Source organism: Mycobacterium sp. NGS66 (assembly GCF_059812225.1).
On record NZ_JCALCG010000004.1, the window covers coordinates 357868 to 372590 of the forward strand.

General features: G+C 66.7%; 1 pseudogene (running past one end of the window). It reads right to left on the minus strand.

The features are described 5' to 3' along the window. Positions 1 to 14723, minus strand: a pseudogene (locus AC5Y2L_RS11570) (non-ribosomal peptide synthase/polyketide synthase) (its annotated part continues 12928 nt past the right edge of the window); the annotation flags it as partial.

Below are 14723 nucleotides of genomic sequence, written 5' to 3' on the forward strand. Positions count from 1 at the left end.
CAATACTTGAATGAATCGCTCGACCAGCCATTCGATGCCCGCCGTGTCGAACACATCCTCGCGGAACTGAACCCGAAGCGTCGTTTCCCGGCCGGGCACGGCTTGAATCGTCAGCGGGTAGTGATAGAGGTCGCGGGCGGTGACCCCGGTGATCACCAAGCCTTCTGCGCCCAACTGCACAACACCGCCTGTCGGATAGTTCTCGTACACGAAGACGGTGTCGAACAGCTGGCGGTGACCGGTAATTCGATTGATGTCGGGCAGCGCCAGGTGCTGGTGCTGAAGGGTCTCGTTGCGCGCCGTTTGCAGCTGCTCGAGCAAGCCTGCCGTGGTGGTTGTCGCCGAGATGCGTGCGCGCACGGGCACCGTATTGACCAGCAGCCCCACCATGGCTTCGCCGCCGATCACCTCATCGGGCCGACCCGACACAACCGCGCCGAAGGCCACATCCTGCTTTCCGGTGAGCAACGCCAGTATCTGTGCCCAGGCGCCGTACAGCACGGTGCTGACGGTGGTTTGCTGCACGCGCGCCAGCTCGCTGATGGAGCGGGTGATCTCCTCGGGAACATAGAACGATCTGACGCCTCGCTGGACCGGTCCCCGCTCCGGCGGAGCCACCAGGGTGGGGGTCTCGAAACCGGCCAGCACCTTGCGCCAGGCCGCTCGGGCGGCCGGCCGGTCCTGGCTGGACAGCCAGGTAATGAACTTGCGATAGGGCACCGCCGCTGGCAGGTGACGTCCGAAATACGCGCCGAACATCTCCTGCTGCAAAATGGCCAGGGACCACCCGTCCATCAAAATGTGGTGGAAAGTCAGCACGATCCGGTACCGATCGGGAGCGGTGCGGAACAACGCCACCCGGAAAGCGGGCGGATTGCTGAGGTCACCGACCGCGACCCGTTCGGCGGCACAAGCCGACCGGATCTGCTCGTCCTGGTCGACGGTGTTGGCCAAGTCGACGTTCCGCCAGCCCGCTTCCGGGTCGGCCGGGATGATCTGCACCGGCTCGTCGAACTGTGCGAGGAACCGCGCCGCCAGGTTGGGATGCCGATGGACCACGGTCTGTACCGCATCATGCAAGCGGCGTTGGTCAACCGGGCCGGAAACCGCGATCTCCACCTGCACGGCGTATACATCGTCGCCGGACTCGTGCGCGAGGCCGGCATGGAACAGCAGCCCTTGCTGTAACGGCGTCAGAGGTAGCACATCAGCAACCCGGTATTGACGGCTCAACGCGTCGATCTGCGGCTGGCTCAACCGGGCCGGCGCGATATCGGACGGCGTCAATCCGCCTCCGCCGCGGCGCACATGCGCGCATATACCGACCAAGGCCTCGAACCACAACCGGGCAAGCCGGCTAACCTGGGCTTGATCAATCACCGAGGGTGCCCAGGTCCAGTTCGCCTGCAGGTGCGGGCCGGCCTCGGTATCGGAGGTGCTGGCATTCAATTCCACGGAATGGGCCAGTGGCAGAGGGATTTTCACCACGGTGTCGGCAACCGCTCCGCCTTCTGGACAGACCCGCCAAAACTCGTCGGACAGCTCACCGGCCGCGGCGCCCAGGCGACCTAAGTAGTTGAACCCGATGGGCGGCTCAACGCCATACAGGTCCACGTCGCTGTTCAAGTAGCGCAGCAAGCCATACGTCAGTCCGTCGGGCAGACTGCGAAGCTGCTCTTTGGCCTCCTTGATTACCGCACCCAGCCCGGCCCCACCGGCAACCACCTCTTCCCAAGCCAGCTCGCCCAAGGTCAAAGCCACTGGATACTTCGTGGTAAACCATCCGACCGTGCGGGACAGGTCCACCTCGTCGAACAGCTCCTCCTCGCGGCCGTGACCCTCCACGTCGATGACGACGGGCGCGCCACGGTCTCCCATGAACTCCGCGCAGGCCAATCCGAACGCCATCAGCAGAATGTCGTGCACCCCCGCATGAAACGCCGCGGGCGCCTCGCCCAACAGCATCCGGGTCGTCTCGACATCCAGCTCGAACGACACGTTCCCAGCACTCGCGTAGGTGTCCACCGAAGGTTGCAGCGCCGGCAACCGGACCGGGGTCGCCGCCACCTGCCGCCACGTTTCAGTCTGCGCCACCACGTGCGGGTCCTGCGCGTATTCGGCCAGCAGATTGGCCCATCGGGCAAACGAGGTCCCGCCCGTCGACAATGCGACCGGCTGCCCAGCGCGATGCTGAGCCCAGGCGATGTTGAGGTCCTCCAACAGAATTCGCCACGACACCCCGTCGACGGCGAAATGGTGAACGATCAACACCAACCGGTTCGTAGACGACACCCACAGCGCGCTCACCATCGCGCCGGCGGCCGGGTTGAGCCGCGACCGGGCTTCCACCAGCACCTCATCGGACAGCTCCGGCACCGACCGAAGGAACTCGTCGGCACGCGCCGCTCCCGCCTCCGACATCGTCAGCGACCGGCTTCCAGACCCGTCGTCGTCGACGCGCGCCCGCAACATGGCATGCCGATCGATCAAGGCCTGGAGCACGATCACCGCGTCCGTCTCCGTCGCGTCCGCGGGCGCCTGCACGACCATCGTCTGGTTGAACTGGTCGACCGGGCCATCGAAGTCCAGCAACCACCGCATGATCGGGGTGGTCACCGCCTGCTTGACATCCTCGTCGGCCTGCCCACCTGCTTCGCCCAGGCCGCTGATCACCCGCGCCACCCTGGCCAAATTGGCCACGGTCTGCTCGACAAATATCTGCCGGGGCCGACAGATCACTCCGGCGGCACGGGCGCGCGCCACCACCTGCATCGACAGAATGCTGTCGCCACCCAGCTCGAAGAACGAATCGTCGACCCCGACGCGCTCCAACCCGAGGACCTGTGCGTAGATACCGGCCAGGATTTCTTCGATGGCGTTGCTTGGGCCGCGGTAATGGTCGACTTCTTGATACTCGGGCGCAGGCAATGCCCGAGTGTCCAGTTTCCCGTTGACGGTCAGCGGCAGCGCGTCGAGCACCACCACTGCGGCCGGCACCATATAGGCCGGCAGCCGCTCGGCCAACTTCGCGCGCACCATGGACGGATCGGCGGTGCCGGTGACGTAACCGATCAGCCGTTTGTCGCCGGGCCGGTCCTCGCGGGGGATCACTGCCGCTTGGTCGACCCCCTCGAGTGCAGCCAACACGGCCTGCACTTCACCTAGCTCGATGCGATAACCGCGGATCTTGACCTGCTCGTCTGCCCGCCCGACGTACCGCAGCTGTCCGTCGGCACCCCAACGCACCAGGTCCCCGGTGCGATACATGCGTGATCCAGGGCCACCGGACGGACAGGCGACAAACCTCGACGACGTCAAACCCGCCCGGCCCACGTACCCGTACGCCACCCCGCCACCGGCCACGTACAACTCGCCGACCACACCCGCGGGCACCGGCTGCAACCACCCATCAAGCACAAAGAAGCCAAGATGGGACAGCGGACCGCCGATCGGGCTGACGTTGTTTTCCACGTCACTGTCGACGATCTCCCGGAACGAGGCGTGCACCGTCGTCTCGGTGATGCCGTACATGTTGATCATCCGCGGCAGTCCGGGATGCCGTTGCAACCACGTTCCAAGACGCTGTGGCTCCAGCGCCTCACCGCCGAACACCACGGTCTCCAGCTTGAGCTGATCTGCTTTGTCTGGCTGCAGCGCATCGGCTGTTTGCAATGCATAGAACGCTGAGGGTGTCTGGCTCAAAACGTTGACCTGTGCGCTGGCCAGCAGGGTGTGCAGGTCGTCCGGTGAACGGACCACCTCGTCGGGCACCACCACCAGGCGCCCGCCATGAAGCAGGGCGCCGAAGATCTCCCACACCGAGAAGTCGAAAGCCAGGGAATGGCACTGCGTCCAGACCTGCCCGGCCGACAGGTCCAAATCGGCGTCCAGCGATTCCAGCAGTTGCGTCACATTGCGGTGGGCGACCGCCACCCCCTTGGGGACACCGGTAGTGCCAGAGGTGTAGATGATGTAGGCGATGTCATCGGGGGACACCACCGGCAGCGCAGCACTGGGATAACGGTCGATGGGCAGGTCGTCCGCAATGATGACCGAAATGTGGTGGCCGTCCAGCCGGTCGGCCAACCCCGCGGTAGTGATGGCGACCAGCGGTGCGGAATCGGCGAGCATGAATTCCAGCCGGGCCGACGGGTGCGCCGGGTCCATCGGCAGATACGCCGCCCCCGTCTTCAACACCGCCAGGATCGACACGACCGCCTCAGCGCTGCGCGGCAATAGCACCGCCACCCGCTCCCCTGGACCTGCGCCCCGGTCGGTCAGAAGCTGCGCCAACCGGGTAGCGGCCTCGTCGAGCTCACGGTAGGTCCACGAACGCTGCCCGCAGCTGATCGCCACCCCCTCAGGAGTGCGTGCCACCTGCGCGGACAATACCTCCAATATCGACCTGGGCGCCGTCGCCGGCTGGGACACAATCGACCGATTGCCCCACGCATCCACGCGCGCGTGCTCGGCCGCGTCCAGCAGATCCATCGACGACAGCCGCCGCTGCGGGTCGCCGGTCATGGCCAACAGCACCCGCCGCAACCGCTCGATCAGGGCCTCGATGCTTTCCGGGTCGAAAACGTCGGTGCGAAATTCCACCTCGCCCGAAATCCCTGCCGGGTCGCCAGTTTCGGTCCAGCGTTCCCCCAGCGTGAAGGTCAGGTCCATGCGCGCAGTTCGGGTGTCCACGGGCATCTCGGCGACTTGCAGGTTCGCCAGGGACAGGCCGGTAGGGTCGCTGTCTCGCCGGGCGAAGTTCTGCCAGCCCAACAGCACCTGGACCACCGGATGGTGGGTGAGGCTACGAGCCGGATTAAGCCGCTCCACCAGCACCTCGAACGGCACGTCTTGGTGTTCGTACGCGGCCAACGTGCGCTCGCGCACCCGCCCCAGCAACTCGCCGACCGTGGGATCACCGGCCAGATCCACCCGCAACACCAACGTGTTGACGAAAAACCCCACCAACTCGTCCAGCGCGGGATCCGCGCGTCCGGCGATCGGGAAGCCCAGCACCACGTCACTGCTGACACTAACCTTCGACAACAACAGCGCCAGTGCCGCCTGTACGACCATGAAGTGGGTCGCGTTGTGCTCGCGGGCCAGCCGAGCTACCCGCTGCTGCAGTTCGACAGGCCAATCGACGACCACACTGGCTCCCCGGTAATCCGCCTCCGGCGGGTAGGGACGATCGGTCGGAAGTACCAGGCGTTCGGGCAGCCCGGCCAGGGCCTCCTCCCAGTAGGCCAGCTGGGCGGAGATCGGGCTCCGGCTGTCGTCGAGGTCACCCAACTGCTCACGCTGCCAGAGCGTGTAGTCGGCATACTGCACCGGCAACGGCGACCAGCCGGGGGCATGCCCCGCAGACCGGCTGGCATAAGCGACACCCAGATCGCGCACCAGCGGGGTCAGCGACATCCCGTCGGAGGCGATGTGGTGCACCACCGCCACCAGCACGTGCTCCTCTTCGCTGACGCGCAAAAGCCTTGCCCGCAAAGGGATCTCGGTCGCCAGGTCAAACGGTTGCCGGATGGTGGCCTCGATGGCCGCCGCGAGCTGGGCCGCCGTCCAAGCGCCGGCATCGGTCACCTCCCAGCCGAAACGCGCTTGGTCGACCGGGACTACCAATTGGTGGGGTATGCCCGCCGGCGCGGGGAAGAGGGTGCGCAGGCTCTCGTGGCGGGCCACCACATCAGCCAGCGCCATCCCCAACGCATCCCCGTCAAGCCGCCCGACCAGCCGCAACGCGACAGGGATGTGGTAAATCGGCGAGGGCCCCTGCAACTGGTCGACAAACCACAACCGGCTCTGAGCAAACGACAACGGCACCACCGCGGGCCGTTCGCCCGCCACCAACCGCTGGGCCTTTCCCGCACCGACACCGATCCGCGGCGCCAACTGGGCAATTGTGGGCGTCTCGAACAATAAGCGCACCGCGACTTGGGCGTTCAAGCTGGAGTTGATGGCCGCGGTGACCCGCATCGCGGACAGCGAATCGCCACCCAGGTCGAAGAACGAATCGTCGACGCCGACCCGCGGCAGCCCGAGAACCTGGGCGTAAATGCCGGCCAGGATCTCTTCGACCGGGGTGGCCGGGGCGCGGTAGCGACCGCCGTCGCGATATTCGGGCGCCGGCAGCGCGCGGGTGTCGAGCTTGCCATTGGCGGTCAGCGGCAGCGCATCGATGACCACCACCGCGGCCGGAACCATGTATGCCGGGAGTCGCTCGGCGAGCTGCGCGCGCGCCTCGGCCGGATTCACCGCTCCGGTGACGTACCCCACCAGCCGCTTGTCACCGGGTCGGTCCTCGCGGGCGATCACGACTGCCTGCTGCACCCCTTCCAGCCCAGCCAGCGCCGCGCGCACTTCCCCGACCTCGATGCGATAGCCGCGGATCTTGACCTGTTCATCGGCCCGGCCGAGGTACTGCAACTGCCCGTCGGCTCCCCAGCGCCCGCGGTCTCCGGTGCGATACATGCGCATTCCGGCCGCGGCGGGACCACCGAACGGGCAGGCCACAAACCGCGAGGCCGTCAAACCCGCACGGCCCAGGTAGCCGCAGCCCACCCCGTAGCCGGCCACATACAACTCGCCGGCCACGCCAACCGGCACCGGCCGCAACGACCCATCCAGCACGAACAATGCCGCCCCAGCCACCGGTGAACCGATGGGCGCCACCTTCGACCCGGCGGTCAGCGGCGCACTGATCGCCACACACATCGTCGTCTCGGTCGGCCCGTAGGCGTTGATCATCACGCGCCCGGGCGCCCACCGATCCACCACCTCAGTCGGACAGGCCTCGCCGGCCATCACCAACGCGACCGACTCCAGCCCCTCGGGGGCAAGCATCCCCATCGCCGACGGGGTCTGGGTGAGGACGCTGACGTGTTCTTGCACCAGCACGTCGTGGAAGGCCTCCGGTGAACTCACCACCGATTCGGGCACCACCACCAGCCGTCCGCCGCGCAGCAACGGTGCGAGAATCTCCCAGGCAGAAACGTCGAAGGCCAAGGAATGGCATAGCGGCCACACCCCCGGTAGCGGCAGACCGGCGTCCAGCGACGCCAGCAGCTGGGTGACGTTGCGGTGGGTGATGGCAACGCCTTTGGGGACACCGGTAGTCCCGGACGTGTAGATCAGGTAGGCGAGGTCATCAGGAGCTGGTGGCGTCAGCGCATTGCCGGGGATGGCAGCGGCGGCGTCGACGTCGACGATTGGCACGTCGCATCCGTCTAGCCGTTCGATCAGGTGGCTAGCGGTGATCACGGCCATGGGTGCGGCGTCGGCAAGCATGAATTGCATTCGTGACGCTGGTAGTGCCGCGTCGATCGGCAGATAGGCAGCACCGGCCTTCAGGACCGCCATGATCGCCACGACGGCTTGTGCTGAACGGTCCAAGAGCACGGCGACGAACTGCCCCGGCTCGGCGCCTTGACGAGACAGCAAGTGCGCCAACCGATTCGACGCGTCATCCAGTTCGCGGTAAGTCATGCCGCGGCCGTCGAACCTCAGCGCCACCGCCTCAGGAGCTCGAGCGACCTGTGCGGCGAACATCTCCGGAATCGACACCGGCGCGGTCGCCGGACCGCTCAACACCGCCTTGTTGGTCCAGCTGTCTAACTTGGCTTGCTCGTCGTCGTCGAACAGGTCGATCGACGAGAGCCGCTGGCCCATGCGGGCGCTCACGATCGCCGCTCCGCTTCGGAAGTTATGGCCACCACTACCTTTCGTAACCGCTCGACGAGTGCTTCGACGGTGTCGGTGTCGAACAGATCGGTGCGGAACTCGGCTTCGACGTCGATTCCGGCCGGCTCCCCCGTTTCGGTCCAGCGCTCCGTCAGGGAAAACACCAGATCCATCCTGGCCGTGCGGGTCGACGCGGGCATCGGCGTGAGTTGCAGGTCACCGAGGACCAAGCCATTGGTGTCGTTGCTTTGGCCCGCAGGTTTCAACCAGGTCAATCCGACCTGGACCAGCGGATGATGGGCCAGGTTTCGGGTCGGGTTGAGGCGCTCCACCAGTACCTCGAAGGGCACGTCTTGGTGCTCGTAGGCGGCCAGGCAGCGCTCTCGCACCTGGTCCAGCAATTCGCCAATGGTGGGATCACCCGACAGGTCGACCCGCAGCACCAAGGTGTTGACAAAAAACCCGACCAGCTCGTTGAGCGCGGGATCGCGCCGCCCGGCGATCGGGAAACCCACGGCGACATCGGTGCTCGCAGTGATCCTGGACAGCAGCACCGCCAGGGCGGCCTGCATGACGATGAAGCTGGTGGCGTTGTGCTCGCGGGCTGCCTCACGCACGCGTAGCTGCAGCTCGGCCGGCCATTCCACCACCACACTGGAACCCCGCTGATCGGCGACCGGTGGATAGGGCCGATCGGTAGGCAGCTGCAAGTGTTCGGGCAGCCCGGCCAGCACGTCTACCCAGTAGCCCAGTTGTTTGCCGATGCGACTGTCCGGATCCTGCAACTCACCCAACTGTTCACGCTGCCACAGCGTGTAGTCGACATACTGCACCGGCAACGGCGCCCATTCCGGGGTTTGCCCGGCACTGCGGCTGGCGTAGGCCACACCCAGATCGCGCACGAGCGGAGGGATCGACTCTCCATCGGCGGCGATATGGTGCACTACCGCCGCCAACACATGCTCGTCGTCGGCGACGCGGAAAAGCCTTGCCTGCAAAGGGATTTCAGTGGCCAGGTCGAATGTGTAGCGGACCACCGCGGCGGTCGCCTCTGCTAGCCGGTCGGCGGGCCAGCCGGCGGCGTCGACGACCTGCCAGCCGAAGTCAGCTTGCTCAGCCGGCAGCACCACCTGCCGGGGTATCCCGTCGAAGGCGGGGAACACGGTCCGCAGGCTCTCATGACGGCCCACCACATCGGCCAGTGCGGCACCCAACGCCTCGACATCGAGCCGCCCGGTCAACCGCAACGCCACAGGTATGTTGTAGACCGCCGATGACCCCTGCAGCTGATCGATGAACCACAACCGGTTCTGGGCAAACGACAGCGGGATTACCTCCGGCCGCTCGGCGGCTACCAGCGGCGCCAGCCCACCCGCACCACCGCCGACCCGGGGCGCCAACTGGGCCACGGTGGGCGCCTCGAACAGGGTGCGCACGGCTAGGTCGGCGGTCAATGCGGTGTTGATGGCAGCGACGACGCGCATCGCCGACAAGGAATCCCCACCCAAGTCGAAAAACGAGTCGTGGATTCCCACCCGCTCCACACCCAGCACCCGGGCGTAGATACCGGCCAGGATCTCCTCGACGGCGTCGGCCGGGGCCTGGTACCGGTCGGCATCGGTGTATCCGGGCGCGGGCAGGGCGCGTCGGTCGAGTTTGCCGTTGACGGTCAACGGCAGGGCGTCGAGCACCACCAGCGCCGCCGGGACCATGTATTCGGGGAGTTGCTCGCTGAGCGCGGCACGCAGCTTCGCCGGGTCCGCGGTACCGGTCACATATCCCACCAGGCGCTTGTCGCCGGGGCTGTCTTCGCGGGCGATGACCGCCGCCTCGGCCACCCCGTCCAGCGCGGCCAGTGCGGCTTGGATTTCACCGACCTCGATGCGGTACCCGCGGATCTTGACCTGCTCGTCGGCCCGTCCCAGATAGACCAGCTGCCCGTCGGCGCCCCAGCGCACCAAGTCCCCGGTGCGATACATCCGCTGCCCCGAAACTGGCCCAGCTTCGGGTCCGCCGAACGGGCACGCCACAAACCGCGTCGCGGTCAATCCCGCGCGGCGCACATAGCCACAGGTCAGTCCACTCCCGGCGACATACAACTCACCGACAACCCCCTCCGGCACCGGCCGCAACCACGCGTCCAACACAAACAAGGCCGCACCCGGCACCGGCACACCGATAGGCACTGTGCCTTTTGCCTCCCACCCTGCCGCTAGCGGCGCACTGATCGAGGCATACACCGTCGTCTCGGTGGGGCCGTAACCATTGGCCATCACCCGCCCCGGCGCCCACCGATCCACCAAGTCCACCGGGCAGGCCTCACCGGCCACCATCAATGCCACCGACTCCAGGCCCTGCTGCGCCAGCATCCCCAACGCCGACGGCGTCTGACTCAATACGCTGACCCGTTCGCCAATCACTAACGCGTGCAGGTCTTCTGGGGACCGCGTGACCGACTCCGGCGCCACCACCAGCCGGCTGCCATGCAGCAACGCGCCCCAGATCTCCCAGACCGAATAGTCGAAAACCAACGAATGACATTGCGTCCATACCTGATCCGGCCCCAGCCGCAGACCGATATCCAAGGAGTCGAACAGCCGTGTCACGTTGTAATGCGTGACGGCCACTCCTTTGGGAACCCCGGTCGTGCCGGAGGTGTAGATCAGGTAGGCGATGTCCTCCGGTGCGGGTGGCGGCAAGGCGGTGGCGGGTTGGGTGGCGATGCGCGGGTCGTCCACGTCGATGACCGTCAGGTCGTAGCCGTCCAATCGATGAGCCAACGCGGTGGTGGTGACGGCCGCGGTGGGTGCGGCGTCACCCAGCAAGAACTCGATACGTGCCGCGGGCACCACCGGATCGATCGGCAGATAGGCCGCACCCGTCTTGAGCACTCCCAAAATCGCAACTATCGCCTCCGCCGAGCGCGGCAACAACAATGCCACACACTCACCCGGCCCCACCCCGTGGCCAATCAGCAAGTGCGCCAACCGGTTCGAGGACTCGTCGAGTTCGCGATAGGTCATCGTGCGGCCATCACAGCTCAGCGCCGGCGCCCCCGGGGAATGTGCGACCTGGGCGGAGAAAACCGCCGGGATCGACGCTGTTGGCGGCATCGGCCCGGTCAACACCTCCCGATGACCGATGCGATCCAACTCGGCGTGCTCAGCGGCATCCATCAGGTCCACCGACGACAACCGCCGTCCCGCGTCAGCGGTGATCGCCACCAGCACCCGCCGCAGCCGCTCGACCAGCATTTCGATACTGGACGCGTCGAACACATCAGTGCGGAACTCCACCGCCCCACCGAACCCGGCGGGCTCCCCGGCGGCAGTCCAGCGCTCGCCAAGGTGAATCGCCAAGTCGGCGCGAGCGGTGTGGGTGTCCAGCGGTAGCGGCCCAACCTGCAGATCGCCCAAACTCAGCCCGGCCAGAGGACCATGCTTCTGCCCGGCGAAATTCTGCCAGGCCAGCAACACCTGAACCAGCGGGTGGTGGGTCAGGCTTCGGGTCGGGTTTAGCCGTTCCACCAGCGCCTCAAAGGGCACGTCTTGATGGTCATAGGCGGCCAAGCTGCGCGCCCGCACGTGAGCCAACAGCTCGCCGACGCTGAGGTCCCCGGAAAGTTCGACCCGCAACACCAAGGTGTTGACGAAGAATCCCACCAGCTCGTCCAGTGCCGGGTCGCGCCGGCCGGCGATCGTGATCCCCAGCGCCACGTCGGTGCTGGCGCTGATCTTGGACAACAGCGCCGCCAGGGCGGCCTGAATCACCATGAAGCTGGTGGCATTGTGCTCGCGGGCCAGCTGGGCAACCCGCTCCTGCAGTTCCGCCGGCCAGTCCACGGCCACACTGGCGCCGCGATAATCGGCGACCCGCGGATAAGGCCGATCGGTGGGCAGCTGAAGACGCTCGGGCATCCCAGCCAGCGCCTGCTCCCAGTAAGCCAACTGCGCAGCGATGCGGCTGTCGCCGTCCTCTAGTTCACCCAGCTGTGCGCGCTGCCACAGGGTGTAATCGACATACTGCACCGCCGGCGGCGCCCAGCCGGGCGCCTGTCCAGCACACCGGCTGGCATACGCCGACCCCAAATCACGCACCATCGGGGTGATCGACCAGCCGTCCGCGGCGATATGGTGCACCACCGCCACCAGCACATGCTCGTCGTCGGCGACCGTGAAAAGCCGTGCGCGCAAAGGGATTTCGGTTGCCAGGTCAAAAGCGTGGCGGGCCGTCGTCGCGATGGCCTCATCCAGCCTTTCTGCCGACCAACCGGTGGCATCGACGACCTGCCAGCCCAGGTCAGCCTGGTCGACCGGCAACACCACCTGGCGCGGTATCCCGTCGACCGCGGGGAACACGGTGCGCAGGCTCTCGTGACGGTCCACCAGGTCGGCCAGCGCGGCGCCCAATGCCTGCGTATCCAGCGGCCCACGTAGCTGCAAGCCCACCACCATGTTGTAGGTCGGTGATGGCCCCTGAAGTTGATTGAGGAACCACAACCGGTTCTGGGCGAACGACAACGGCACCACCGTGGGCCGCTCAACAGCCGTCAACGGCTCGAGTCGGCCTGCCCCGCTACCGATATGAGCGGCCAATTGGCTGACGGTCGGCGCCTCGAACAAGGTGCGGACCGACAGGCCGGCATCCAGGCCAGTGTTGACGGCGGCCACCACCCGCATCGCCAACAGCGAATCTCCGCCCAGGTCAAAAAACGACTCATCGACGCCGACGCGCTCGACACCCAGCACTTGGGCGTAGATGCCGGCCAGAATCTCCTCGGTGGGAGTGGCCGGGGCCCGGTAGCGGTCGGCGTCTTGATACTCCGGTGCCGGCAACGCGCGACGGTCGAGCTTGCCGTTGACCGTCAACGGCAGCGTCGGCAACACCACCACCGCCGCGGGAACCATATAGGCCGGCAGCCGCTCGGCGAGCGCGGTGCGCATCTCCCCCGGATCCGCCGTTCCGGTCACATAACCCACCAGCCGCTTGTCACCGGGACGATCCTCGCGGGCGATCACCGCCGCCTGCCCCACCCCTGGCAGGGCGGCCAATGCCGCCTGGACCTCGCCGAGCTCGATGCGATACCCGCGAATCTTGACCTGCTCGTCGGCGCGGCCCAAATATTCGAGCTGCCCATCGTCATCCCAGCGCACCAGGTCCCCGGTGCGATACATGCGCGCGCCGGCACCGCCAAACGGGCACGCCACAAACCGGGATGCGGACAATCCCGGCCGGCGCGCGTATCCATATGCCACACCACGCCCGGCCAGGTACAACTCCCCGACCACACCGGGGGACACCGGGCGCAACCACCCGTCCAGCACGAACACCGCCGCGCCGGGCACCGGGGACCCGATCGGAGCCGTCGTCGACCCCGCCGTCAACGGCGCGCTGATCGCGGCATACACGGTGGCCTCGGTCGGCCCGTACGCGTTGATCATCACCCGTTCGGCCGCCCATCGATCCATCAACTCGACCGGACACGCCTCACCGGCCACCATCAACGTCGCCGACTCCAAGCCCGTTGGCGCCAACATCCCTGCGGCAGAAGGAGTTTGGCATAAGACGGCGACCTCTTCAGCGACCAGCAGCGCATGCAAGTCTTCCGGCGAGCGGGCCACCGACTCGGGCACGACCACCAGCCGCCCGCCACGCAGCAGGGCGCCGAAGATCTCCCACACCGAAACGTCGAAGCTGTAGGAATGCCATTGCGACCACACCCGCCCGCGCGCCCGAAGCATCTCGTCAGGCAGCGACCCCACGAATTGGGTCACGTTGCGGTGGGCAACAGCCACCCCCTTGGGCACCCCGGTAGTCCCCGAGGTGTAGATCAGGTAGGCGACATCCTCGGGCGCCGGGTCTGGCAAACCGGTGCACGGGTAGGCATCGATCCTGGGGTCGTCGACATCGATGACCAGCGGGTCGATTCCGCCCAGCCGGTCGGCCAACTCGCCGGTGGTGAGCACCGCGACCGGCGCGGCATCGCCGACCATGAACTGCATCCGCGCCTCCGGCAGCGCCGGGTCGATCGGCACATACGCCGCACCCGTCTTCAAGACCGCCAGGATCGAGACGATCGCTTCGGCCGAACGCGAAAACAACAGCGCCACAGACTGTCCCGGGCCCGCGCCCAGTTCGGCCAACAGATTCGCCAACCGGTTGGCGGCTTCATCCAGCTCCCGGTAGCTCCACGAACGTTCGCCGCAGGCCAGCGCCGGCGCCTCCGGCACGCGCGCCACCTGCGCGGCGAACACGGCGGGAATCGACATTGGCGCAGGGGCCGGCGCGGTCAAGACCGCCCGGTTCCCCCAGGCATCCAGCCGACTCCGTTCTGCCCCGTCCAGCAAATCCAACGACGACAACCGGCCAGCCGGGTCGGCGATCATGGCCATCAGCACCCGCTGCAGCCGTCCGACGAGGTTGTCGATGCTCGCCGCGTCGAAAACACTGGTGTCGAATTCCACCCGAAGCCCCAGCTCGGCGCCCGGCACGACCATCACCGCAAGCGGGTAGTGGTTGTATTCGCGGTTGCTGACGTCGGTGATGGTCAGCTGCTCGCCCGACACTCCCGCGATATCGACCGGGTAGTTCTCGTACACGAAGAGGGTGTCGAACAGGTGGTCGTGGCCGGTGATGCGATGGATCTCGCTGAGCGCCAAGTGCTGGTGGTCCAAGGTGTCGTTGTAGGCGAGTTGCAGCTGGTCCAGCAGTTCGGCGACCGTGGTGCTCGGATTGCTGCTCGCACGCACCGGCACCGTGTTGATCATCAACCCGACGATCGAGTCGGCGCCGGGCAACTCCGCCGGCCGTCCTGAGACCGCAACGCCGAACGCCACATCATGCTGGCCGGTCAGCCACATCAGCAGCTGCGCCCACGCTGCCTGCAGCACGGTGTTGACGGTGGTGTGCCGCGAGCGGGCCAGCTCGCCAAGTGCACGCGTTGTCTCTTCGGGCACCCGGAACGATGCAACATCCCGCCGCCCGAATTGCCGGCCGCCGGACGGAGCGACCAACGTCGGCGCGTCGAAACCGGCCAA